The following is a 24160-nucleotide window of genomic DNA, read 5'->3' as shown; positions in this document are numbered from 1 at the left end:
AATGATCTTCGGGCTCGCAGCCGATTCCCCCCTCGGCGGTCGGGCCAGGCAAGATGGGTGCGTGACCCTCATCGATCGACTGCCGCCGACCGCCGACCCCGACGCCCTGTACGAAGCCTTCGAGTCCTGGGCTCAGGAGCGCAGTCTCACGCTCTACTCCCACCAGGAGGAGGCGCTGATCGAGGCGGTCTCCGGGGCGAACGTGATCGTGTCGACACCGACCGGCTCCGGCAAGAGCATGATCGCCGCGGGCGCGCACTTCGCGGCCCTGGCCCGGGACGAGGTCACCTTCTACACGGCGCCGATCAAGGCGCTGGTGTCGGAGAAGTTCTTCGAGCTGTGCAAGATCTTCGGCACCGAGAACGTCGGCATGCTCACCGGCGACGCCTCCGTGAACTCCGACGCGCCCGTCATCTGCTGCACCGCCGAGGTGCTCGCCTCCATCGCCCTGCGCGACGGCAAGCAGGCGGACGTCGGCCAGGTCGTCATGGACGAGTTCCACTTCTACGCCGAGGGCGACCGCGGCTGGGCCTGGCAGATCCCGCTCCTCGAACTGCCGCAGGCGCAGTTCATCCTGATGTCCGCCACCCTCGGTGACGTCTCCTTCTTCGAGCAGGACCTCGCCCGCCGCACCGGCCGCCCCACCTCGGTGGTCCGCTCGGCGACCCGCCCGGTGCCGCTCTCCTACGAGTACAAGTTCACCCCGCTCACCGAGACGCTCACCGAGCTGCTGGAGAGCAGGCAGGCACCGGTGTACATCGTGCACTTCACCCAGGCGCAGGCGGTGGAGCGGGCGCAGGCGCTGATGAGTATCAACATGTGCTCGAAGGAGGAGAAGGAGCAGATCGCCGAACTGATCGGCAACTTCCGCTTCACCACCAAGTTCGGCCGCAACCTCTCCCGGTACGTCCGGCACGGCATCGGCGTGCATCACGCCGGCATGCTCCCCAAGTACCGGCGTCTGGTGGAGAAGCTCGCGCAGGCCGGCCTGCTGAAGGTCATCTGCGGCACCGACACCCTGGGGGTGGGCGTCAACGTGCCCATCCGCACGGTGCTGTTCACCGCCCTCACCAAGTACGACGGCAACCGGGTGCGCACGCTGCGCGCCCGGGAGTTCCACCAGATCGCCGGCCGCGCGGGCCGGGCCGGCTTCGACACGGCCGGCCTGGTGGTCGCGCAGGCGCCCGAGCATGTCATCGAGAACGAGAAGGCACTCGCGAAGGCGGGCGACGACCCGAAGAAGCGGCGCAAGGTGGTGCGCAAGAAGGCGCCGGAGGGCTTCGTCGCCTGGACGGAGAACACGTTCGAGAAGCTGATCGCGTCCGAGCCGGAGCCTCTGGCGTCGCGTTTCCGGGTGACGCACACCATGCTGCTGTCGGTGATCGCCCGCCCGGGCAACGCCTTCGAGGCGATGCGTCATCTGCTGGAGGACAACCACGAGCCGCGCAAGCAGCAGCTGCGGCACATCCGCCGGGCGATCGCCATCTACCGCTCGCTCCTCGACGGCGGCATTGTCGAGAAGCTGGACGAGCCGGACGCCACCGGCCGTATCGTCCGCCTCACGGTCGACCTCCAGCAGGACTTCGCGCTCAACCAGCCGCTGTCCACGTTCGCCCTCGCCGCGTTCGAACTCCTCGACCCCGAATCGCCGTCCTACGCCCTCGACATGGTGTCCGTCGTCGAGTCCACGCTGGACGACCCGCGGCAGATCCTGGTCGCCCAGCTGAACAAGGCGAAGGGCGAGGCGGTGGCCGCGATGAAGGCGGACGGCGTCGAGTACGAGGAGCGCATGGAGCGCCTCCAGGACGTCACCTACCCGAAGCCCCTGGAAGAACTGCTCTTCCACGCGTACGACACGTACCGCAAGAGCCACCCCTGGGTCGGCGACCATCCGCTGTCGCCCAAGTCGGTCATCCGGGACATGTACGAACGGGCGATGTCCTTCACGGAGTTGGTGTCCTTCTACGAGCTGGCCCGCACCGAGGGCATCGTGCTGCGCTACCTGGCGAGCGCGTACAAGACGCTGGACCACAACATCCCCGACGACCTCAAGTCCGAGGACCTGCAGGACCTGATCGAGTGGCTGGGCGAGATGGTCCGCCAGGTCGACTCCAGTCTGCTGGACGAGTGGGAACAGCTCGCCAATCCGGAGGAGATGACGGCCGAGGAGGCCCAGGAGAAGGCCGACGAGGTCAAGCCGGTCACCGCCAACGCACGCGCCTTCCGGGTCCTGGTCCGCAACGCGATGTTCCGCCGCGTGGAACTGGCCGCCCTCGACCACGTCGACGAACTGGGCGAGCTGGACGCGGAGTCCGGCTGGGACGCCGAGGCCTGGGGCGAGGCCATGGACAAGTACTGGGACGAGTACGAGGACCTGGGCACCGGCCCCGACGCCCGCGGCCCCAAGCTGCTCGTGATCCAGGAGGAGCCGCAGAACGCACTGTGGCGCGTCCGGCAGATCTTCGACGACCCGAACGACGACCACGACTGGGGCATCAGCGCGGAGGTCGACCTGACGGCCTCCGACGCCGAAGGCCGCGCGGTCGTCCGCGTCACCGATGTCGGCCAGCTCTGACCCGGCCCGTTCTGACCTCAGGAGAACCCCACCCATGACGAACCCGGCCGAGAGACTGGTCGACCTGCTCGACCTCGAGCAGATCGAGGTCAACATCTTCCGTGGCCGCAGTCCCCAGGAGTCCATCCAGCGGGTCTTCGGCGGCCAGGTGGCGGGCCAGGCACTGGTGGCCGCCGGCCGCACCACCGAGGGCGACCGCCCGGTGCACTCGCTGCACGCGTACTTCCTGCGCCCGGGCCGGCCCGGCGTGCCGATCGTGTACCAGGTCGAACGGATCCGGGACGGGCGGTCGTTCACGACGCGCCGGGTCACCGCCGTGCAGCACGGCCGCACGATCTTCAATCTGACCGCCTCCTTCCACAAGCCTGAGGTGGGAGCTTTCGAGCATCAGCTGCCGCCGGTCCGCGAGGTGCCGCACCCGGAGTCGCTGCCGACGCTCGCCGAGGAGATCCGCAAGTATCTGGGCGAGCTGCCTGAGCAGTTGGAGCGGATGGCGCGCCGCCAGCCCTTCGACATCCGCTATGTCGACCGGTTGCGCTGGAACCCGGAGGAGATAGCGGGCGCCGAGCCGCGCAGCGCGGTGTGGATGCGTGCGGTCGGTCCGCTGGGCGACGATCCGCTGGTGCACACCTGCGCGCTGACCTACGCCAGCGACATGACCCTCCTGGACGCGGTGCGGGTCCCCGTCGAGCCCCTGTGGGGGCCGCGGAACTTCGACATGGCCTCGCTGGACCACGCCATGTGGTTCCACCGGCCGTTCCGTGCGGACGAGTGGTTCCTGTACGAGCAGGAGTCCCCCATCGCCACGGGTGGCCTGGGCCTGGCCCGCGGGCGGGTCTACGACCTGGAGGGGCGACTGCTGGTGTCGGTCGTCCAGGAGGGCCTGTTCAGGGCTCTGTAGGAGAGAAGAGCCGCGAGGAGAGAGCCGCTTGGGCCCGAAGTTCCTCTAGGGGGTGTCCTCAGTGGGCGAGGCGGGGGCTTCTGCGGCGCAGCCAGCCTCGCAGGCCGTGCGCGAGCCTCGGTGGGGCAGGCGCCGGGTGCTGCGCATGCGCGACGGGGCGGATCGGATGCACGGCCGAGTGGTGCGGTTGCTCGGCGAAGGAGAGCGGTTGGTCGGCAGGGCGGGGCGCGGGGCGGAATGTGCGGGCTTCCGTCACGGCCCGTGCCAGGTCGTTCCGGAACCAGTCGATCTCGTCCGGCTCGTCCGCCGTCATCAGCTCCTCGGCGAGCAGCGCGGTCGGCGAGCCCGGTGCGCCGTGGGCGGGCGGGGCGGGTCGGAAGCCCTGCACATACGCCCGTTCGTGAGGATCCGTCACAGCGTCGTCGATCTCACCGGGTTCCAGGAAGCCGGCCACCACCCCGGCTCGCTCCCATGGCCCGCCGGCCGCCCGCAGCAGGAAACCGCAGTGGCGTCCGCGCCAGTTCCGGGCCCGCTGGTCCGCTCCCGCCCTGAGCCGGTCACGCAACTCCTCGGGCGTCCGGCCGGTGAGCAGCCGTGCGTTCTTCTCGTCGGTCGCGAACTGCCGTAGCTCCTCCGCCAGATAGAGCCAGACCACGGCCCGGTAGCGGTTCGGGTACCAGTTCACGGGGGTCACCAGGCCGAGTTTCGCGAAACGGGTGAACCTGCCCGCCGGGATCTCCATCAGAGCCGCGCCCTCGGTGGTACCGACGGCTCGCACGCTCTCGCGAAGGGCTTCGGCCCGTTCCTGGAGCCGCTCGATCTCGCTCCGGGAGACACGGCGGCCTCCGCCGCCCTCGTCGGGCACTGTGCGGATCCGGCCAAGATGGACCGCGAGGTCGAACTCGCCTCGCCTGAGGCCCAGTTCACGGGCTGCGCGGCTGAACGTGCAGGTGAGCTGGCGGGTTCGGGCGATGGTGGTGCCGGACATGGTCGTTCTCCCCCGTGGAGCGGGTGGCTCGCGCCGGATGCGCTTGCCGTGGAAAAACCGTAGCCGCTCCGGCGAATCTCGTGGCGGGCCTGTGGATAACTCCGCGACGTGAGACAAAATGCCAGGTCAGAGGTCTACTACCGAGGAACGTTCCGGTTGCCGGGCGTCCACGCCGAGGTGTTCGCCGACCCGGTTGACGAGCAGTGTCATCTCGTAGGCGATCTGGCCGATGTCCGCCTCCGCGCCGCTGAGGACGCACAGACAGCTGCCGGTTCCGGCGGCGGTGACGAACAGGACGGCGTCGTCGTACTCGATCATCGTCTGGCGGACCTGGCCGGCGCCGAAGTGGCGTCCCGAGCCCTTGGCAAGGCTGTGCAGCCCGGAGGCGACGGCGGCCAGATGCTCCGCGTCTTCCCGGCGAAGGCCCGTGCTCGCTCCGGTGACCAGCCCGTCGTTCGACAGGACCAGCGCGTGACGTACGTGCTCCACGCGCTCGGTCAGGTCGTCGAGCAGCCAGCCGAGTCCCTGGTTCTGCGCCATGTCGTAGCGTCTCCCCGTGTGCCCTCTCCCCCTGGCTGGAGGATCTCCCCGCCAGCCTTCACCACCACCGGCGTCCGGGCAAGGAGGATGGGGACATGGCACAGAAGATGACCGACGAGGAATGGCGGGCGTTCGTCTCGCATGGCACCCGCACCGGCAAGCTGTCCACCGTCAACGCCGACGGCAGCCCGCACGTGGCCCCCATCTGGTTCCTGCTGGACGGGGACGACCTGGTCTTCAACACCGGCAAGGAGACCGTGAAGGGGCGCAATCTCGCCCGCGACGGGCGGGTCGCCCTGTGCGTGGACGACGACCGGCCCCCCTTCCATTTCGTGGTGCTGAACGGGCGCGCCCGACTGTCCGAGGAACCGGCTGAGTTGCGTGACAGCGCCACCCGGATCGCGGCCCGTTACATGGGAGAAGAGCGCGCGGAGGAGTTCGGCGCCCGCAACGGCGTCCCGGGCGAGCTACTGGTCCGGGTCACCGTGGAGAAGGTGGTGGCGCTCAAGGACCTCTCGGGCTGACGCCTCAGCCCACCGAGTCGAGGAGCCGGGCGGTGTGCATCCGCCCGGCGTACTCGACGAGCCGGATCAGCACCTCCTTGCCGGAATCCCGGTCCCGGGCGTCGCACAGCACCACGGGCGTGCCCGGGTCCAGGTCCAGGGCGCGCGAGACGTCGCGCGCGCCGTAGGTCCGGGTGCCGACGAAGCAGTTGACGGCGACGACGAACGGGATGTGCCGGTGCTCGAAGTAGTCGACCGCCGGGAAGCAGTCCTCCAGACGGCGGGTGTCGGCGAGGACCACGGCACCGAGGGCTCCTTGCGACAGCTCGTCCCAGAGGAACCAGAAGCGGTCCTGGCCGGGGGTCCCGAAGAGGTAGAGGGAGAGCCCGGAGCGGATGGTGATGCGGCCGAAGTCCATGGCGACGGTGGTGGTGACCTTCTGGTCCACCCCGTCCGTGTCGTCCACCAGCTGGCCTGCTTCGCTGAGCATTTCCTCGGTGCGCAGCGGCCGGATCTCGCTGACGGCGCCGACCAGGGTGGTCTTCCCGACGCCGAAGCCGCCGGCGACCAATATCTTGAGCGCCATGGCCGACGTGTCGTCGTCGGCGGCGGGCTCGGAGTACTCGGAGACCATGATCACTTCTCTCGGGAGGGCCGGCTGCGGTCGACATGCTCGGGGGCTCGGGGCGGGCGGTGACGCGGCTCGGGCTGCGCCGGGCAGCGCCCGGGCTGCGCGGGACGCCGCTCGGTCAGCCCGGGACGCGAAGCCAGCATCATGACAACTGCGGCCCCCTCGCGGGCGGTTGTACCGCAACGCGTCTGTTCTGACCGGCGCGTGTCCGGTTGGTTCCGGATGCTCATCTACAGTGCCCGCAATCCCGCGATGACCTCGCGCAGAATCCGTTCGTCGGGAAGCTGGGCCGGTGGCACCGGACGGCTCACGGTGACGCAGCCCAGTTCCAGCAGGTCGCCCAGGAGCACCCGGACCACGCCCACGGGAAGGTCGGCGCCGGCGGCGAGCTCGGCGACGGACTGTGTCTCCACCCGGCACAGGTCGATCAGCGCCCGGTGTTCGGGGCCGAGCGTGGTGTCGTCGTCGACGCCGGGCGCGCCCGGGTCGAGTGTGACCAGGGCGATCAGGTCGAACCGCACTCCGGTGGGCCCGGGTTTGGTGCGGCCGCCGGTCATGGCGTAGGGGCGGACGAGAGGCCCGGCCTCGCCGTCGTACCACTGGCTGCCCGGCTCTTGCGGGGCGCCGATCGTGAATTCGGTCATCGGTGGTACTTCCGGTCATCCGGCGGCTGGCGGCCGGGCGGCGACCCGCGGCGCGGTGTAGAGGTGCTCGCCGACGCGCTTGACGAGGCGTGCCATCTCGTAGGCGACCAGGCCGATGTCGGCGGTGACGGCGGTGAGCACGGCGAGGCAGGAGCCGTCGCCGGCGGCGGCCACGAAGAGGAAGGCGTCGTCCATCTCGACCATGGTCTGGCGCACCCCGCCCGCCCCGAAGTGCCGTCCCGTGCCCTTGGCGAGGCTGTTGAAGCCGGAGGCGACGGCGGCCAGGTGCTCGGCGTCCTCACGCCCGAGGGCGGTCGAGGCGCCGACGGCGAGGCCGTCGTTGGACAGCACCACGGCGTGCTGTACTTCCTCGACGCGCAGCACCAGGTCGTCCAGCAGCCAGTCGAGTTCGCCGGAGTGGCGGTCGGCCCTCATGCTCGGGTCCTGGATCATGCGCGGTCTCCTTCGGTGCTGTCGGTGCCCTCTTCGGGTTCCGGGGCGGCTGCGCGGCCGGGTTGCCTGCCGCCGCCGCGCGCCCAGCCGTCCCGGTAGGCCGTCATGCGGTCGCGGACGACTTCGGGGGTGCGCTCGTCCCGTCGCCGGGCAGGCGCGGGTTCCTCGGTGCGTGGCTCGCGCAGTTGGGGAGCGAGATTCGCCTGCCGCACCCGGCGTGGGAGGTCGTCGTCGCCGGCCTCGGAGTGGTGCGGTGGGCGATGCGGCCTCAAGGTCGTGACTCCGGGGGGTGGTGGCTCGGGCGCCGGCTGCGGGGTGGTGTGGGTGGTGGCGAGGGCGGGACGGGCGGCGGAGGCGGCGGCCTGTGGAAGGGCGGGCCCGGGCACGCGCGCGTACTCGCGTTCCGGTGCCTGTTCGATGTCGGCCACCGGACGGGCCGAACGTTCCGCCGCACCACCGTGCAGCAGGGACTTCGGCAGCAGGACCACCGCGGTGGTGCCACCGTAGGGGGAGGTGCGCAGGTGCACCTTGATGCCGTGGCGGGCCGCGAGCCTGCTCACGACGAAGAGGCCGAGCCGGTCGCTGTCGAACAGGTCGAGGGCCTCGGACTGCTCGATGCGCCGGTTGGCTTCGGCGAGGGTCTCCTCGCCCATGCCGAGTCCGCGGTCCTCGACCTCCAGGGCGTAGCCGTTGCCGACGGGTTCCCCAGTGACGCGCACGCGCGTGTGCGGAGGCGAGAACTGGGCGGCGTTCTCGACGACCTCGGCGAGCAGATGGGTGAGGTCGGCGACGGCCGCGCCGACGACGGCTGCCTCGGGGAGCTGACGTACCTCCACGCGTGCGTAGTCCTCGACTTCGGACACGGCGGCCCGTACGACGTTGGTCAGGGACACCGGCATGCGCCAGGCCCGGCCGGGGGCCGCCCCGGAGAGGATGATCAGGCTCTCCGCGTGGCGGCGCATTCGGGTGGTGAGGTGGTCGAGGCGGAAGAGGTCGCTCAGTTCGTTGGGGTCGTCGGAGCGGCGTTCCATGCTGTCCAGCAGGCTCAGCTGGCGGTGGACCAGGACCTGGCTGCGGCGGGCGAGGTTGACGAACACGCCCGAGATGCCGCTGGCGAGTTCGGCGCGCTCCACGGCGGCGCGCAGGGCGGCACGGTGGACGGTGCCGAGGGCCTCCGCGACCTGTGCGGTCTCGTCCTCCGCCGGCGGCCCCGGGGGTGCCTCCGCGCGGACGTCGATCTCCTCACCGGCCCGCAGTCTGCGCATCGCCTCGGGGAGCTTTCGCCGGGCGATCTCCAGAGCGCCGTTGCGCAGGCTCACCAACTCGACCACGAGGCCGCGTCCGATGCGTACGGAGATGACGAGCGAGGCGACCACCGCGAGGAGACCGAACAGGACGGCGGCTCCGGCCGGGGTGAGCAGACCGCGTGCGAACGGATCGGCCCGGCCCGCGACCGCGTGTGCCGTTCCGGTCTGGACGGTCAGCATTCCGTCCTGCACGCGTGCGTGAGCGGTGTTCCAGGTCGCTTCCGGGGCCGCGTCGAGCGCCTTCGCTCCGGGCTGGCTCGCGAGGATCTTGTCCTCGGCGGCTCCCAGCGCGGTGTAGTCGTCGCCCTGGGCGAACCGGTGCCAGGCGGTGCGCTGTGCGCCGGGCAGGTCGGCGACGGCCATGTCGGTGAGGACACGGCGGGTTTCGACAGCGCCGGTGAACAGCCGCAGTCGCTCGCCGTCCAGGCCGCCGGCCGTCCGGGCGCCGGCGAGGATCGCGTCCTCCTGGGCCAGCGCCTCGCCCGCGCGGGAGAGTTCGAGCAGCACGCGCGCGTCGGCGCCCATGTCGTCGGCCTGGATGCCGGTGAGGGCGCCGTCAACGGCGAAGGCCATGGCGATGGCCTGTGTGTACCGTCCGTAGGTCTCGTCCCAGCCGGCGCCCCGGTTCCGTACCGCCGTGCGCAGTGTGCGCAGTTGCTCGGCGCCGGTGACGAAGGTCTGAAGGCGCTGGGCGACGCCGGAGGGCAGTTCCTCGCTGTCGGCGACGGTGCTGTCCTTGCCGAGCCGCAGCCCGGCCACGGTCTGGTCGGTACGGGCACCGAGCCTCTTGAGGTCGCGGGCCTGTTCGGCGGTGGGGTCGGTCGCGTACCGGACGGCGGCGGCGCGCTCGGCCTGGAGCGCGGCGACGGCGCCGGTGACCGGGGTCCGCAACGCGGCGTCGACGCGTTGGGACTGGCGCAGCCGGGAGACGTCCTGTGCTGTGGTGACCGTGGCGTACGCCCACAGGGCGAGCAGGGACATGACCGGCACCATGAGCAGGCAGACGACCTTGGCCCGCACGGTCCGGGGACGGATCCGCCAGCCTCCGGTGGGCGCGTTGTCGGCCGCCGTGCCGACGACTTCGTCGACCGGTTCGTCGGCGGGTGGTCCGGCGTGCGCGCGGCGGCCGCGGGGTGGCCGCTGGGACGGTGTCTGCGGGCCTTCTGTCGGGGTCCTACGGGGTGTACGCATGGCCTCCTCGCTCGGGAGTGGGTCGGGGGACCGCGGGGCCGGGCCGGGTCAGCGGGCGGCACTCGGTCAGGGCGGCGCGGGGCCGGGGGCGGCGCCGGGGCCGGGGCCGGTCAGGGTGCGGCGCTCGTGACGGGCCGCTGGGCCGAGGCGGACGCCTCGCGCTCCCGGGCCGTGGGCGAGAGCGCGACGAAGGCCGAGGTGAGGAACAGGTAGGACCCGAGGCCGACGGCGAGGGGGAAGATGAACTGCATCGCCGTGGCCCCGGGCAGGGGGGTTCCGGACGGCGTGACGTGCACGCTGACCGCGAACATCCCGGTGTAGTGCATGCTGCTGACGGCCGCCCCCATGACCAGGGAGGCGACGGTGACCGCGACGGGTGACTCGATGTTGAGCGCCGCCCACAGGGCCGCGGTCGCGGCGGCCACGGCGATGAGCACGGAGAGCCCGACGAGCATCGGGTCGTAGTGCACGTCACCGTGCAGCCGGACCGCCGCCATGCCGAGGTAGTGCATGCTGGCGACGCCCAGGCCGGTGGTGAGCCCGCCCAGCAGAAGTGCTCGGTTGCGGTCACGGCTGTAGCCGACGGCGAAGACGCCGGCGGTGACCACGATCACGGCGACGAGCAAGCTGAGGATGGTCAGCGGCACGTCGTAGCGGATGTCGGTGCCGCTGACGCCGAAGCCGAGCATGGCCACGAAGTGCATGGTCCAGATGCCGGTGCCGAGCGCGGAGGCCGCGGTGAGGAGCCAGTTGCGGCGCGCGCGGCCGGTGCTGCCGAGCGCGCGGACGGTGCAGCGCAGCCCCAGTGCGGCGCCTATGCAGGCCATGACGTACGACAGTACGGGGGTCAGCCAGCCGAAGGTGGCGTGGTCCAGGTGTCCCATGGCCAAGGGACGCTAGGGGGCACGGGAGCACAAAGGGGGCGCATTTCGAAAGGTGTCGCAATATGACCCGGAGATGCGCCGGAACGATCGCGTCCCGCTCGAACGTGCGCGCAGGTGCGTCCTCCGTGACGGTGAAGCGACATGCGGAACATGAGCGATGACCACACGCACGTCCAGGATTTCTTCGCCGCCCGCGCGACCGACTGGGACAGCAGGTTCCCGGACGACGGTCCGTCGTACGCGGCCAACGCGACATCACCGACGAGAACCGCTGGTTCACGGTGCTCGTCTTCCTCCCTCACCTCGACGACCCCGCCGCCCAGACGGCCGTACTGCGCCGGCGGCCGGCCTTCCTGGAGGAACCGTCCAGCTTCTGCTACGACGGCGACCGGCCGGTGCGCGCCGAGGAGGTGAACGATCCGTTCCGGCGCGGCATCCTCACCATCGCGCGCGCCACGAGCCGCGCCGAACTCACCTGGCTGCGCTCCACCGTCGCCTCCCTCGGGGCCGAAGCCGGCTGGGGCGCGCCGTCGGCACCCTCTTCTGTTGCCGGAGCTTCAACCCTACGTTCGGTAGGGGAAGACGAATGTTCGCTAGCGACAGCCGACAGGGGGAAGGTGGCCGGAGTGTTCGACCGGATACGCAAGTACGCAGACCGATTTCGTGGCACCGGGGACGGGAAACCGCCGGCAGGACATGAGCGACGTGGGCACAACTTGTTCGAGGCCGCGGCCGCCTATGTCGCGGCCCGTACGGAGGACGACCAGAACCGGATCGAGGAGGCGGCCGAGTGGGTGTCTCCGGAGGCGCTGTCGTTCGGGGTGAGCGAACTGGCCTGCCGTGCCGTCGTCGCGCTGGCGCGGGAACGCGGGCAGTCGCCGCGGACGGTGGCGCGTGACCTCCTCGGACTACCGGTCGCCTGAAGCTTCGCCCCACCGTGGTCGTTTCGTCCCGTCCCGGTGGAAAACTGCAGCTCCGGGTGTGGTGGCGGGTCGTGACAACGGCCTTCCGGTCGCACTAGGGTGCGCGCCGTTGGACGAACGACTGGGAGGCAGGCATGGCCGGGACGGACGAGGAGGCCCTCGCCGCCGCGGACGAGGCGCTGTACGTGCTCACAGCGGTGCTGCTGACGCCGGCGCAATTTCCGAGCGTGCTGGGCGACGATTACCCCGAGGCCTGCGCGGCCCTGGATCTGGCGCCGCGCGCCGACGGCTACGGCCTGGTCCTCGGCCAGGACGGCGTAGGGGCACGCTGGACGGTCGTCGTCGACGACGTCTCGCTGGTCGCCGTGGCGATCGCGTCCTGGGACTGCGGCATGGAGCACGACCTCTCCCCGGACGAGCGCACGGTGGTCGCCGCCCTGCCCGGCTGGCCGCTGGCGGTCGCCGTGGCGGCCCCGAACGTGCCCGCACCGCACGATCCCGGCCCGGAGACGGCGGACCGTGTTCCGCTGACCCCGCCGGACACCAGCTCGTGGGGCGCGGCGCAGCGGCGGCTGGGCGCGGACGAGATCGCCCTCCAGTGGGCGGTCTGGCGGGAGCAGATCGGCGACGACCACTTCCCGGCACCGGCGGCCGAGGCCCCGCAGGCCGCCGAGGCCGCCTCCGCAGACGCCGAGGCGGCCCCGAAGGGTCACCTCGGGATCCGGCGCGTGCTGGCCGAGGCGCGGGCCTATGTGGACACGCCTCCGCCGCTGGGGCGGGTCCGTTCCTCGTTCGCCCCGGGCGACGCACGTACGCTGCGCGCCGACGGGCCCGGCTGGTCGATGGTGGCCCGCACCGACGACATCGCCTTCGTGCTTCTCGACGAGGAGCCCGGTGAGGTCCTGCCCGTCGGCCGGGGCCCGGAGCTCCCCAGCCTTCTGGAAGCCCTCGACAAGATCGCTGTACGGCCCCTGTGAGCCCTCCCGAGCCGCCACCCCACCCGAGGGGTCGCGGCCTCGGGCGGGCGGCTCAGCGGCCGATCTCCTTGCGCGTGACCCTGCGCAGCCTGCGCCGCTGCGAGGGGTCGAGGGTGAGGTAGGCGGCCACCGGGACGCCGACCACGATCAGGAACGTCACCCACCAAGGCAGCCATATCAGCAGGATGAGCCCGACCGCCACACCTCCTGCGGCGATCTTCGCGTTCTTCGACATCAGCGTCGCCTCCTTCGCGGCCACTGCCGCTCTCTGAACTGAAAACGGGCCCGCGTCTCCCGCGGTTCCGGACCGCGACCCTGAGACATCCCTGACGAGCGACCCCTAGTGGTCCCCGAGACCGAGTCGAACAGACCGAATCGAACAGTTTGTGAAGCAGTCCCGCTCTCAGCGTAGCCACTCCCGGTCGGCTGCCGGCACGGGCTGTTCCCCGATCGCCGGTCTTGCGGCAGACGATTGCCGGTCCCGCGGAAGACGATGGCCGACCCTGCGGAAAACCCCACTCGCCACGCCACTCTCCCTACCCCACGAAAACGCCGGGAACGCCTTCCTCACCACCCGTCCGCTGCGTTTCTCACCGTGCGAGCAGGCGGTCACGGCGACGGGCGTGCCGCTGAAGAGCGAGGGCCTCGCGCGCGTGGACCACGACACGCTCGCCTTGATCACCGGCACTCACCTTGATCAACGACAACGACTTGGGGACGACCGACGGGGCGGACGCCTTCGACGCGCAGGGCCGCCTGGCCGACGGCGGCATCGAGACGACCCTGATGTGCTTCCGGCTACCCAAGGGGCTGTAGTCGGGTCCGGGCGGCCGTGGTCACCCCAGCAGCGAGGGCAGCAACGAGTCCAGACCGCTCGGCAGCGTACTGGGGAGTCCCGACGGCCAATCGGAGGGGAGTTCGCTCGGCAGTCCCGACGGCAGCCTGCTGGGCAGCTCCGTCGGGAGGCTGAAGGAGGGCCGCGACGACCCGGTGGCGCTCGGTCCGCTCGTGGTGGGCTTCTCATCGGGCGAATCGTCACCGCCCGACGCCATCAGGACGACGACGGCGACGGCCACGGCGGCCACCACGACGACCAGTGCGGCGTACAACGGGCCCCTGCGGCGATGGGGCGGCCCCGGGGGTGGCTGTGGCGTCCAGCCGACGGCGGCGGGTGGGTCGTAGTCCCCGAAGCCCCCTCCCGACGGCGGTCCGAACCCGCCGTACGGAGGCGGGTCGTAGCCGCCGTCCGGGGGTGGGGTGCCGTTCGGCGGGCCGGGCGGGCGGGGCGGTACGGGTGGCATGGCCATACCGTCAAGAGTCACCGCGTACCGGTCATCGCGCGAGCCCCACACGGGAGTTGATACGGACTCATGCAACGGATCGCACGATTCCGGAGCATTTCCCGCACGAACCGGTCGTGCTCGTGCGGGCAACTCGTACAGGGTGCGGGCGACGACACGCGCGCGTGCGGGCGTGTCGTCGCGAGAGCCGCCCCCACGCGCGCGTGCGCGCGTCAGCCCCGGGCGCCCAGCAGGTGATCCATCGCCAGCTGGTCGAGCTGCTCGAAGGCCATCCCGCGCGCGGCGACCGAGTCCGCGTCGAACTCCTCGAAGGCCGTGCGGTCGGCCAGGAGCGCCTGAAGACCGTCGGCGGCCGTCGACTGGGCCAGCTGGTCCAGACGGGAGGCGCGCAGGGCCTCCTGGACCTCCGGATCCGCACGGAAGGCGGCGGCGCGCTCCTTGAGGATCAGGTAGTTGCGCATGCAGCCGGCGGCAGACGCCCACACGCCGTCGAGGTCCTCGGTCCGCGGCGGCTTGAAATCGAAGTGCTTGGGCCCGTCGTAACCGGCGGTCTCCAGCAGGTCGACCAGCCAGAAGGCGGCACGCAGGTCGCCGGCGCCGAAGCGCAGGTCCTGGTCGTACTTGATGCCGGACTGGCCGTTGAGGTCGATGTGGAAGAGCTTGCCCGCCCACAGGGCCTGGGCGATGCCGTGCGGGAAGTTCAGGCCTGCCATCTGCTCGTGGCCCACCTCGGGATTGACGCCGTACAGCTCGGGCCGCTCCAGGCGCTCGATGAAGGCGAGCGCGTGGCCCACGGTGGGAAGCAGGATGTCGCCGCGGGGCTCGTTCGGCTTGGGCTCGATGGCGAAGCGCAGGTCGTAGCCCTGGGAGGTGACGTACTCGCCGAGGAGGTCGAAGGCCTCCTTCATGCGGTCGAGAGCGACGCGCACGTCCTTGGCGGCACCGGATTCGGCGCCCTCGCGGCCACCCCAGGCGACGTACGTCTTCGCGCCCAGCTCGGCGGCCAGGTCGATGTTGCGGATGGTCTTGCGCAGCGCGTAACGGCGCACGTCACGGTCGTTCGCGGTGAACGCGCCGTCCTTGAAGACCGGGTGGGTGAAGAGGTTGGTGGTGGCCATCGGCACGGTCATACCGGTCGCGTCGAGGGCCTGGCGGAAGCGCTTGATGTGCGATTCGCGCTCGGTGTCCGAGGACCCGAAGGGGATCAGGTCGTCGTCATGGAACGTCACACCGTAGGCGCCCAGTTCGGACAGGCGCTGCACCGTCTCGACCGGGTCGAGGGCACGGCGGGTGGCGTCGCCGAACGGGTCCCTTCCCTGCCAGCCGACGGTCCACAGGCCGAAGGTGAACCTGTCCTCGGGGGTGGGCTGGAAGCTCATGCCGCGGCTCCTTGCTTGATGCCTGTGCTTGATGAGTGTGCTCGACGACCGCCGGGCACACTGTCGGGCCGACTATTTCGTCATGGCCGTTTACAAATTAGTATGCCGACGCACCCCTGGGAAGGGTCAACCTGTCCCCGAGGGATGAAATCCGGGTCGCGACACCCCGGTGAACCAGGAAAACTGCAGGTCAGGCCAGACCGCGAGAGCGCGGAAAAAAGGGAGAGAGCCCGATGTCAGCAGCCGAGGGTCCGCTCGTCGTCGGCGTGGACACGTCCACCCAGTCCACCAAGGCGCTGGTGGTCGACGCGTCCACCGGCCAGGTCGTGGCGAGCGGCCAGGCGCCGCACACCGTGTCCTCCGGGGCGGGCCGGGAGAGCGATCCGCGTCAGTGGTGGGACGCGCTGTGCGAGGCGCTGCGCCAGTGCGGGGACGCGGCGCACGAGGCGGCGGCCGTGTCGATCGGCGGGCAGCAGCACGGTCTGGTCACGCTGGACGAGCGGGGCGAGCCGGTGCGCCCGGCCATGCTGTGGAACGACGTCCGTTCGGCGCCCCAGGCGCAGCGGCTGATCGAGGAGCTGGGTGGCCCCAAGGCCTGGGCCGAGCGCACCGGCAGTGTTCCGGGTGCGTCGTTCACGGTCACCAAGTGGGCCTGGCTGGCGGAGCACGAGCCGGGGGCGGTGCGTGCGACCAGGGCCGTACGGCTCCCCCACGACTACCTCACCGAGCGCCTCACCGGGCAGGGCACGACCGACCGCGGCGACGCCTCCGGTACCGGCTGGTGGGCGTCGGCGACCGAGGCGTACGACGAGGAGACCCTCGCCCACGTGGGCCTGGACCCGGTGTTCCTGCCCCGGGTGGTCCGCCCCGGCGAGATCGCCGGCACCGTGCGCGACAGCCACGAACTGCCGTTCTCCAAGGGCACCCTGGTCGCGCCCGGTACCGGCGACAACGCGGCGGCCGCGCTGGGGCTCGGGTTGCGCCCCGGAACCCCGGTGCTGAGCCTCGGCACGTCGGGCACGGTGTACGCGGTCTCGAAGCACCGCCCCGCCGACCCCACCGGCACCGTCGCGGGCTTCGCCGACGCGCACGGCGACTGGCTGCCGCTCGCCTGCACGCTGAACTGCACCCTCGCGGTCGACCGGGTAGCGGCGCTGCTCGGCCTGGACCGCGAGGCCGTCGAGCCCGGCACCTCGGTCACCCTGCTGCCGTACCTGGACGGCGAGCGCACCCCCAACCTGCCGAACGCCTCCGGGCTGCTGCACGGCCTGCGCCATGACACCACCGCCGGGCAGCTCCTCCAGGCCGCCTACGACGGCGCCGTGCACGCACTGCTGGGCGCCCTGGACCTGGTGCTCGACGCGGACGCCGACCGGACCACACCGCTGCTGCTGATCGGCGGCGGCGCCCGGGGCCGGGCCTGGCAGGAGACGGTACGGCGGCTGTCGGGGCGCCCGGTGCAGGTGCCCGAGGCGAAGGAACTGGTCGCCCTCGGCGCCGCGGCGCAGGCGGCCGGGCTGCTGACCGGCGAGGACCCGGCGGCGGTGGCGCGGCGCTGGAACACGGCCGCGGGTCCCGTGCTCGACGCGGTGGAGCGGGACGCGGCGACGCTGGCCAGGATCTCCGGGGTACTCTCCGACGCGGCCCCGCTGCTGGAGCGGGCACCGGAGGACCGCTGACCGCACGGGAGGCAGGTCGCAGGACCGTCCAGGGGACTGAGGATTGATCAAGGCATGACCGCACCGCTGCACGAGGCCCGCCCGACGGCGACCGGCCGTGCCCTGCCGGACACCCAGCAGGGCATGCGCCGGCGCAACCTCGCGCGCGTGATGCACGCGGTCAGTGCGGAGGGCTCGCTGTCGCGGGCCGCGGTGGCCTCCCGCATCGGCCTCACCAGAGCGGCCGTGTCGACCCTCGTCGACGAGCTGATCCGCTGGGGACTCCTGGAGGAACTGGGCCCCGAGCGGCCCAGCCGCGTCGGACGGCCGGGCTCGGCGCTCGCGGTGAGCGGGCGCGGCCCGGCCGGTATCGGCGCGGAGGTCGGGGTCGACCATCTCGCCGTATGCGCGATGGATCTCCGCGGCGAGGTACGCGCGCGTGCCGTGCGGCACGGCGGCAACCGGGGCCGGGCGCCGCAGCCGGTGGTCGAGGAGCTGACCGCGCTGGTCAGGCGGGTCGTGACGGACGCGGAGCGGGAAGGCCTGTGGCCGGCCGGGCTCGCGGTCGCCGTCCCCGGCCTGGTGGCCCGTGACGGGCGCACGGTCGTCCATGCCCCGAACCTCGACTGGCACGACACCGATCTCGGCTCGCTGCTGCCCGCAGACCTGCCGCTGACGGTCGACAACGAGGCCAACTTCGGCGCCCTGGCGGAGCTGTGGCTCGGCGACGCCACCCCACCGGATTTCCTGCATGTGTCCGCGGAGATCGGTATCGGCGCCGCGGTCGTCGTGGACGGTCAGTTGCTGCGCGGGAAGCGGGGTTTCGCGGGCGAGCTCGGCCATGTACCGGTCCACCCCGACGGGCCGCACTGTGCCTGCGGTGGACGCGGCTGCCTGGAGCAGTACGCCGGCGAGGAGGCGGTGCTGCGTGCGGCCGGTCTCGAGCCTCGCGAGGACGCGGTGGGCCTGCTCGCGCAGCGGGCGGGCGAGGACCACGAGGGAGTACGGCGTGCCCTGCGCGACGCCGGTACGGCTCTGGGCATCGCCCTGACCGGCGCCGTCAATCTCCTCGACCCCGAGTCGGTGGTCCTGGGCGGCGCGCTGGCCGGACTCGCTCCGTGGCTCCTCCCCTCCCTGCAGACCGAACTGGCCGACCGCACGACCGGCCCGGCCTGTCCGGTCACCGTCTCCCGCCTCGGCTCCGAGGGCCCCCTCCTGGGCGCCGCCCACTCGGTGATCCGCGCCGTACTGGACGATCCGGCGACGGTGGCGAAACGGGTCTGAGGGCCGGCCTCACCCGTTCGGATGGCGAGGTTTTCCACAACCGCCGCCCCGTCCACGGAATCACTCGGCGCTCTTCTGCCCAACCCGCAAGCGCCGTACCGTGATTCACGCGAAGCGGTCCGTGGGACCGATGGGTTCACGCACGTCGGGGGGTGTGTATGGCTGAGGAGATGGCCGGAGGAGCGGCCGCAGGGCTGCGGCGGGACGCGGTCGGGCTGCGGGAGGTTCTGTTCCAGAGCGTCACGGCGATGGCGCCTGCCGCCGCCGTCGCCGCGTCCATTCCGTCAGGGGCGGCCTTCGCCGGGGGCAGTCTGCCGCTGGCGGTGGTGATCGCCCTGGTGGCCTGTCTGTTCACCGCGTCCTGGGTGGCCGAGCCGGCTCGGGAATTACCGGCGGCGGGCTTCGTGGCCACGTATGCGGCGCGGGGGCTGCATCCGGCCGTGGGGTTCCTCCAACCGGTACGGCATCTGCTCTTCCCGCTGCTGGGCATCGTGGCCTTCGTGCCCGCCCTGCTCACCGCGGCCGGTCTGCCCGCCTTCGACTTCGTGACGGAGCTGACCGCCCCGGTGTCGTACGCCGGTCCGGTGGTCGGCGTCTGGATGGCGGTCGGAGTGGTCGTGCTGCTGGTGCTGATACGCCGTCACCCCGAGCGCATAGCCGAGACGGCGCTTGTCCATCTTGAAGAAGGCGACGACCGAACAGACGCCGTCGACCGGCGGAACGGAGACCTCCCGCGATGACCGACCCTCTCGTCCTCACCGTCCGGCCCGGACCGGGCGAATACGCGTGGACGTTCGGCGGAGCGCCGCCGGTGGCGCGGATCACCCCCGGCACGGTGCTCGACCTGTACACGGAGGACTGCTTCGCCGGACGGGTGCGGTCCGAGAAGGACCTGGTGTCGGAGGTGTGCGAGTTCCCGTTCCTCAACCCGCAGACCGGGCCCTTCCACATCGAGGGCGCGGAGCCCGGGGACACCGTCGCCGTGCACTTCGTGTCCATCGAACCGGCGCGGGACTGGGCGGCCTCCACGACGGTCCCCCTGTTCGGCGCGCTCACCTCGACGCACACCACGGCCACCCTGCAGCAGCCGCTCCCGGAAAAGGTCTGGATCTGGCAGCTGGACCGGACCCGGCGCACCGCCCTGTTCCGGGCCCACGAGGGCGACATCGAGCTGGAGCTGCCGCTGGACCCGATGCACGGAACGGTCGGCGTGGCCCCAGCCAACCTGGAGGTCCGCTCGGCCCTGGTGCCCGACGCGCACGGCGGGAACATGGACACGCCCGAGATGCGGGCGGGTGTCACCTGCTATCTCGGGGTGAACGTCGAGGGCGCGCTGCTCAGTCTCGGTGACGGGCACGCCCGGCAGGGCGAGGGCGAGACCTGCGGGGTGGCCGTCGAGTGCGCGATGAACACCGTGGTGATCGTGGAGCTGCTGAAGGGGATCGCGACGCCCTGGCCCCGGCTGGAGTCGGACACGCACATCGTCTCGACGGGGTCGGCGCGTCCGCTGGAGGACGCCTTCCGGATATCGCAGCTCGACCTGGTGCAGTGGCTGGTGCGCGACTACGGATTCGCCGAACTGGACGCCTACCAGTACGCGACTCAGACGGTGGAATCACCGTTGGCCAACGTGTGCGACACCAACTACACGTGTGTGGCCAAGCTCCGCAAGGAGTGGCTGCCCGCGCGCGAGACTTACCGCGGACTGCACGCGCGGCTGCGCGAGACCGCGGCGGCCCTGCGCAGCTGACCGCGACTCCCCCAGGCTTCAGGCACGCTTCCGAAAGGCACCTCACCCATGGACCGGGCACGACCGCTCCCCACCAGGCGATGGCTCCTGAAGGGCGCGGCTCTCGCCGCCGTCCCGTACGCGCTGCTCCCCGAGAGCCGCGCGGGCGCGCAGACCGGAGTCGTCGACTATCCGAAGGCCGAGTGGCAGGCGGCGAGCAGTGAGAACCGCACCTCGGCCCAGCGCCCCGACGAGTACGACATCGACCGGGTGATCATCCATGTCACACAGCAGGCGTACGCCGGCACGCTGTCCATCTTCCAGAACCCGAAGAAGCGTGTGTCCGCGCACTATCTGGTGCGATCGGCCGACGGCCATGTGGCGCAGTGCGTCCGGGAGTCGGATGTCGCCTGGCACGCGGGGAACTGGGACTACAACACACGCAGTGTCGGCATCGAGCACGAGGGCTGGGTGAACAAGCCGGAGTACTTCACCGACGCCCTGTACGCGGAGTCGGCGCGGCTGACGGCGTCGATCTGCGACAGATACGGCATCCCCAAGAACCGCGACCACATCATCGGCCATGTCGAGGTGCCGGGGACCGACCATACGGATCCGGGAAAGTACTGGGACTGGGTCCGTTACATGAGACTGGTCGGCCTGTCCTCGGAGTGAGAGCGGTCGAAACGGTTGTCGGCGCGAACACCCCGAGTGACGATGTCCCCAGCCGCATCGCCGTCCGGGGAGGCCGAGTTGACCGATCCGTGGGTGGCCCTGGAGCCGGGGGCCGACCCTGCCGAGCGCGTCCGGGTGCTGCGCCGGGCGCACGAGACCTTCACCACGGCGGGTACCGTGCCGCGCCCGGTGCGGTCGGTGGTGGCCGAGTCGTGGCGGCGTTCGGTGCGGGCCGGGGTGGGACCCGACGGCGCGGCGCGGGTGGAGCTGACGGACGGCGACCTCGGGAGCTATCGGGCGGAGCATCCGCTGGCCAGGGTGATGCCGCTGGTCCGGGAGCTGATGGGCACGTTCGCGGCGGACGGCGAGCATTTGCTGGCGGTGTGCGACGCGGACGGCAGGCTGCTGTGGGTGGAGGGGCATCCGGCGACCCGGCGCCGGGCGGACCGGATGAACTTCGTGCCGGGCGCGCGCTGGTCGGAGACCGCGGTCGGTACCAACGCGCCGGGGACGGCGGTGGCCGTGGACCGGCCGGTGCAGGTGTTCGCGGCGGAGCACTTCATCCGCCGGGTGCAGCCGTGGACGTGCGCGGCGGCGCCGGTGCACGACCCGCGCACCGGGCGGGTGCTGGGCGCCGTCGACATCACCGGTGGCGACCGGCTGGCGCATCCGCACAGTCTGGGCTTCGTCCAGGCGGTGGCGCGGGCAGCCGAGTCGCAACTGGCGCTGCTGGATCCGCCGAAGCCCGCCGACGAGGCGCCCGCGCTGGCGGCCCTCGGCCGTGACGAGGCCGAACTCCGGCTGGCCGGACACCGGATCAGGCTCGGCCGCCGGCACAGCGAGCTGCTGGTGCTGCTGTCCCGCCATCCGGAGGGGCTGACCGGCGACGAGTTGCTGTGCGCGCTCTACGAGGACGAGTCGGTGACGCCGGTGACGCTGCGGGCCGAACTGGCCCGGCTGCGGCGGCTGCTGGGGCCCGGGCTGCTCGCCTCCCGGCCGTACCGGCTGACCGCTCCGGTCGAGTCCGACGCGACGGTCGTCGAGCGGCGGCTGGAGGCGGGGGCGGTGATGGCGGCCGTGACGGCGTACCCGGGTCCGCTGCTGCCCGGTTCGCAGGCGCCGGCGGTCGTACTGCTCAGGCAGCGGCTGGCGGACGGTCTGCGGGCCGCGCTGATCGCGCGCCGTGACCCCGATCTGCTCGCGGACTGGGCGCACGCTGCGTGGGGCGAGGACGACATCGAGGTGTGGCGGGCCCTCGCGGCGGTGCGGCCGACGGCGGTCGTACGGAGCCGGTTGACCTCGCTGGAGTCCGAGTTGGCGGCGCCCGCTCGCTGACCTGCGGTGCAACGTGGGCGCAACGTCCGCTTCACTAGCCTGCGCGCCGGAGCTGCCCAACGGCGGGCAGCGCATCTGCAAGGAGGCAGGCCAGCATGACCCGTTTCGCGGCGCCCGGCACCGAGGGTGCGATCGTCTCCTACCAGGCGCGCTACGACCACTTCATCGGCGGCGAGTACGTGCCGCCGGCCCGGGGGCAGTACTTCGAGAACCCGTCGCCGGTGAACGGTCAGCCGTTCACCGAGGTCGCGCGGGGCACCGCGGAGGACGTGGAGCGGGCGCTGGACGCGGCGCACGCGGCGGCGCCGGGCTGGGGCCGTACGTCGGTGGCGGAGCGTTCCGACATCCTCCTCAAGATCGCCGACCGGATGGAGGCCCACCTCGAACCGCTCGCGGTCGCCGAGACCTGGGAGAACGGCAAGCCGGTGCGGGAGACGCTGGCCGCGGACATCCCGCTCGCCATCGACCACTTCCGCTACTTCGCGGGGGCGATCCGCGCGCAGGAGGGTTCGCTCAGCGAGATCGACGACGACACGGTGGCGTACCACTTCCATGAGCCGCTCGGGGTCGTGGCGCAGATCATCCCCTGGAACTTCCCGATCCTGATGGCCACGTGGAAGCTGGCGCCGGCCCTGGCCGCCGGCAACGCCGTCATCATCAAGCCGGCCGAACAGACCCCCGCCTCCCTCCACTACTGGATGAGCCTGATCGCGGACCTGCTGCCGCCGGGCGTGGTGAACATCGTCAACGGCTTCGGCGTGGAGGCGGGCAAGCCGCTGGCGTCGAGTCCGCGGGTGGCGAAGGTGGCCTTCACCGGAGAGACCACCACCGGGCGGCTGATCATGCAGTACGCCTCGGAGAACATCAAGCCGGTCACCCTCGAGCTGGGCGGCAAGTCCCCGAACATCTTCTTCGACGACGTCTGGGCGCACGACGACGACTTCCGCGACAAGGCCCTCGAAGGCTTCACGATGTTCGCGCTCAACCAGGGCGAGGTCTGCACCTGCCCGTCCCGGGCGCTCGTCCAGCGCGGCCACTACGCCGAGTTCATGGCGGCGGCGGTCGCCCGCACCCAGCAGATCAAGCCGGGCCACCCTCTCGACACCGACACGATGATCGGCGCGCAGGCATCCAACGACCAGCTCGAGAAGATCCTCTCCTACCTGGACATCGGCCGGCAGGAGGGGGCGAAGGTCCTCACGGGCGGTGAACGCGTCGAGTACGACGGCGAGTTGAAGGGCGGCTACTACGTCCAGCCGACGATCTTCGAGGGCGACAACCGGATGCGGATCTTCCAGGAGGAGATCTTCGGCCCGGTCGTGTCGGTGACGTCCTTCGACGACTTCGACGATGCCATCAAAGTCGCCAACGACACGCTGTACGGCCTCGGCGCGGGCGTGTGGACCCGCGACACCAACACCGCGTACCGCGCGGGCCGCGCGATCCAGGCGGGCCGGGTGTGGACGAACTGCTACCACGCGTACCCGGCGCACGCGGCGTTCGGCGGCTACAAGCAGTCCGGGATCGGCCGCGAGACCCACAAGATGATGCTGGACCACTACCAGCAGACGAAGAACATTCTCTGTTCTTACAGCCCTCAGAAACTTGGCTTTTTCTAGGTCAGCGCGGTGAGCACGTGCTGGACGTGGGTCTTTGCCAGGCCGCGGCAGTGGGAGCGGCGCAGGCCGTGGGTGCGGACGCTGCGGGACGGGCTCGGACGCGGTGGCCCCGGCCGCACGCAGTGGGCGGACCTGTTCGGCCGGCTGGAACACGGCTGGGGCGTGCTGGAGGACGAGGTGCGTGCGGCGCGCGAACGCCAGGCGAGTTGCTCGGCCAGTGCCACCCGCTCGTCGTCGGAGTCGGCCGTGGAGTGCCGGGCGGGGGCGGCGGCGATCCGCCGGTCCCGTACCGCCGGATCGTGGTGGCCGCCCACCAGTACGGTCTCCTGCAGTACGGTCTCCTGCGCGGAGACCACCGCCAGATCGGTTCGACCCAGGACGTCGAACCAGGCGGTGCCTGGCAGCAGTCGGGAGTCCTCGGTGAGCGCGGTGGGTCCGGTCAGCAGCGCCAGCGAGCGCAGCCGGTAGTGGCGGTTCGCGGCTCGGCCACCTCCCGGGCGTCGGCCGGTCAGCGGATGGCCCTGCGGCCCGAGCCTGCTCCTGCTCGCCTTCGGACTCGTCCTGCCGCTGATCGCAGGAACGATCGCGTGCTTCACCCAGACCGGCGGCCGCCCGATGACCAGCTTCCCGGTGCGTCTGCCGATGGGTCCCGGTACACAGCGC

23 protein-coding genes and 3 pseudogenes are annotated in these 24160 nt (G+C 71.5%); 15 read left to right on the top strand and 11 right to left on the bottom strand.

Translation table 11 applies throughout. The features are described from left to right. Positions 1-61: 61 nt before the first annotated feature. Both AB0N16_RS34710 and AB0N16_RS34705 read left to right on the top strand, forming a co-directional pair. Positions 62-2575, top strand: a complete 2514-nt coding sequence (locus AB0N16_RS34710) for a DUF3516 domain-containing protein (protein ID WP_365803772.1) — start codon at positions 62-64, stop codon at positions 2573-2575. Positions 2576-2609: 34 nt separating this feature from the next. Then, entirely contained in the window at positions 2610-3476 is an 867-nt protein-coding gene (locus AB0N16_RS34705; RefSeq protein WP_365803770.1) for an acyl-CoA thioesterase II, read from the top strand. 58 nt (positions 3477-3534) lie between these two features. Here the strand turns inward: AB0N16_RS34705 and AB0N16_RS34700 are convergent, their stop codons facing one another. Both AB0N16_RS34700 and AB0N16_RS34695 read right to left on the bottom strand, forming a co-directional pair. After that, positions 3535-4464: a DUF6397 family protein gene (locus AB0N16_RS34700; RefSeq protein ID WP_365803768.1), complete on the bottom strand. Its 930-nt coding sequence runs from the start codon at positions 4462-4464 to the stop codon at positions 3535-3537. 126 nt (positions 4465-4590) lie between these two features. Continuing rightward, entirely contained in the window at positions 4591-5004 is a 414-nt protein-coding gene (locus tag AB0N16_RS34695; RefSeq protein WP_365803766.1) for a roadblock/LC7 domain-containing protein, read from the bottom strand. Positions 5005-5099: 95 nt separating this feature from the next. Between AB0N16_RS34695 and AB0N16_RS34690 the strand changes: the two genes are divergently transcribed. After that, positions 5100-5528, top strand: coding sequence for a PPOX class F420-dependent oxidoreductase (locus AB0N16_RS34690; RefSeq protein ID WP_365803764.1), 429 nt, complete (start codon positions 5100-5102; stop codon positions 5526-5528). 4 nt (positions 5529-5532) lie between these two features. On the opposite strand, the gene AB0N16_RS34685 is transcribed toward AB0N16_RS34690, so the two are convergent. The 5 genes from AB0N16_RS34685 to AB0N16_RS34665 all read right to left on the bottom strand — a co-directional run bounded on the left by AB0N16_RS34685 (position 5533) and on the right by AB0N16_RS34665 (position 10617). Then, positions 5533-6141 carry an ATP/GTP-binding protein gene (locus AB0N16_RS34685; protein WP_362562407.1) on the bottom strand — a complete coding sequence of 203 codons (609 nt, stop codon included), beginning with the start codon at positions 6139-6141 and terminating at the stop codon, positions 5533-5535. A gap of 227 nt (positions 6142-6368) precedes the next feature. Beyond that, complete coding sequence (locus AB0N16_RS34680; RefSeq protein WP_365803762.1) at positions 6369-6782, bottom strand: DUF742 domain-containing protein; 414 nt, start codon at positions 6780-6782, stop codon at positions 6369-6371. A gap of 15 nt (positions 6783-6797) precedes the next feature. After that, positions 6798-7235, bottom strand: a complete 438-nt coding sequence (locus AB0N16_RS34675) for a roadblock/LC7 domain-containing protein (protein ID WP_351742324.1) — start codon at positions 7233-7235, stop codon at positions 6798-6800. Next, on the bottom strand, positions 7232-9733 hold the full coding sequence (locus AB0N16_RS34670) for a nitrate- and nitrite sensing domain-containing protein (protein ID WP_365803760.1): 2502 nt from the start codon (positions 9731-9733) through the stop codon (positions 7232-7234). Before AB0N16_RS34670 ends, AB0N16_RS34675 begins: the two co-directional genes overlap by 4 nt. 110 nt (positions 9734-9843) lie before the next feature. Further along, positions 9844-10617, bottom strand: a complete 774-nt coding sequence (locus AB0N16_RS34665) for an MHYT domain-containing protein (protein WP_365803758.1) — start codon at positions 10615-10617, stop codon at positions 9844-9846. A 141-nt stretch (positions 10618-10758) separates the two neighbouring features. Between AB0N16_RS34665 and AB0N16_RS34660 the strand changes: the two are divergent. From AB0N16_RS34660 to AB0N16_RS34645, 4 genes and pseudogenes are all read left to right on the top strand, one after another. After that, positions 10759-10863, top strand: a pseudogene (locus AB0N16_RS34660) (SAM-dependent methyltransferase); the annotation flags it as partial. Beyond that, a pseudogene (locus AB0N16_RS34655) lies at positions 10863-11120 on the top strand (PadR family transcriptional regulator); the annotation flags it as partial. The pseudogenes AB0N16_RS34660 and AB0N16_RS34655, both read left to right, overlap by 1 nt. A gap of 135 nt (positions 11121-11255) precedes the next feature. Beyond that, the gene (locus AB0N16_RS34650) at positions 11256-11540 is read left to right on the top strand and encodes a hypothetical protein (RefSeq protein ID WP_365803914.1); all 285 of its coding nucleotides are present in this window, start codon (positions 11256-11258) and stop codon (positions 11538-11540) included. A gap of 134 nt (positions 11541-11674) precedes the next feature. After that, positions 11675-12517, top strand: coding sequence for a hypothetical protein (locus tag AB0N16_RS34645; protein WP_365803756.1), 843 nt, complete (start codon positions 11675-11677; stop codon positions 12515-12517). Between the two features lie 52 nt (positions 12518-12569). Here the strand turns inward: AB0N16_RS34645 and AB0N16_RS34640 are convergent, their stop codons facing one another. Then, positions 12570-12752, bottom strand: a complete 183-nt coding sequence (locus AB0N16_RS34640; RefSeq protein WP_181809683.1) for a hypothetical protein — start codon at positions 12750-12752, stop codon at positions 12570-12572. A gap of 385 nt (positions 12753-13137) precedes the next feature. Here AB0N16_RS34640 and AB0N16_RS34635 point away from each other — a divergent pair. Beyond that, positions 13138-13333, top strand: a pseudogene (locus AB0N16_RS34635) (esterase-like activity of phytase family protein); the annotation flags it as partial. 20 nt (positions 13334-13353) lie between these two features. Here the strand turns inward: AB0N16_RS34635 and AB0N16_RS34630 are convergent. Together AB0N16_RS34630 and xylA are read right to left on the bottom strand one after the other, a co-directional pair. Continuing rightward, a complete protein-coding gene (locus tag AB0N16_RS34630; RefSeq protein ID WP_365803754.1) occupies positions 13354-13824 on the bottom strand; it encodes a hypothetical protein in 471 nt (156 codons plus the stop codon). A gap of 206 nt (positions 13825-14030) precedes the next feature. After that, positions 14031-15197: a xylose isomerase gene (gene xylA, locus AB0N16_RS34625; protein ID WP_365803752.1), complete on the bottom strand. Its 1167-nt coding sequence runs from the start codon at positions 15195-15197 to the stop codon at positions 14031-14033. 233 nt (positions 15198-15430) lie between these two features. Here xylA and xylB point away from each other — a divergent pair, with 233 nt between their 5' ends. The 7 genes from xylB to adh all read left to right on the top strand — a co-directional run bounded on the left by xylB (position 15431) and on the right by adh (position 23497). Next, positions 15431-16876: a xylulokinase gene (gene xylB / locus AB0N16_RS34620; protein ID WP_365803751.1), complete on the top strand. Its 1446-nt coding sequence runs from the start codon at positions 15431-15433 to the stop codon at positions 16874-16876. Positions 16877-16930: 54 nt separating this feature from the next. Then, positions 16931-18139 (top strand): ROK family transcriptional regulator, encoded by a 1209-nt coding sequence (locus AB0N16_RS34615; protein WP_365803749.1) that lies wholly within the window; start codon positions 16931-16933, stop codon positions 18137-18139. 158 nt (positions 18140-18297) lie between these two features. Beyond that, complete coding sequence (locus AB0N16_RS34610; protein WP_365803747.1) at positions 18298-18879, top strand: hypothetical protein; 582 nt, start codon at positions 18298-18300, stop codon at positions 18877-18879. Further along, positions 18876-19889 carry an acetamidase/formamidase family protein gene (locus AB0N16_RS34605; RefSeq protein WP_365803745.1) on the top strand — a complete coding sequence of 338 codons (1014 nt, stop codon included), beginning with the start codon at positions 18876-18878 and terminating at the stop codon, positions 19887-19889. The genes AB0N16_RS34610 and AB0N16_RS34605 overlap by 4 nt, the downstream gene beginning before the upstream one ends. Before the next feature lie 48 nt (positions 19890-19937). Beyond that, complete coding sequence (locus tag AB0N16_RS34600) at positions 19938-20543, top strand: peptidoglycan recognition family protein (RefSeq protein WP_365803743.1); 606 nt, start codon at positions 19938-19940, stop codon at positions 20541-20543. A gap of 42 nt (positions 20544-20585) precedes the next feature. Further along, positions 20586-21878: a GAF domain-containing protein gene (locus AB0N16_RS34595; RefSeq protein ID WP_365803740.1), complete on the top strand. Its 1293-nt coding sequence runs from the start codon at positions 20586-20588 to the stop codon at positions 21876-21878. Between the two features lie 95 nt (positions 21879-21973). Next, positions 21974-23497 carry an aldehyde dehydrogenase gene (gene adh, locus AB0N16_RS34590; RefSeq protein ID WP_365803738.1) on the top strand — a complete coding sequence of 508 codons (1524 nt, stop codon included), beginning with the start codon at positions 21974-21976 and terminating at the stop codon, positions 23495-23497. Here the strand turns inward: adh and AB0N16_RS34585 are convergent. Beyond that, positions 23494-24093 carry a hypothetical protein gene (locus tag AB0N16_RS34585; RefSeq protein ID WP_365803736.1) on the bottom strand — a complete coding sequence of 200 codons (600 nt, stop codon included), beginning with the start codon at positions 24091-24093 and terminating at the stop codon, positions 23494-23496. The genes adh and AB0N16_RS34585 overlap by 4 nt on opposite strands. Positions 24094-24160 lie beyond the last annotated feature (67 nt).

The organism is Streptomyces sp. NPDC051105 (assembly GCF_040682795.1).
Classification (GTDB): domain Bacteria; phylum Actinomycetota; class Actinomycetes; order Streptomycetales; family Streptomycetaceae; genus Streptomyces.
Note: the sequence above shows the minus strand (reverse complement) of the source record. Positions and strands in the feature narration are given on the sequence as shown.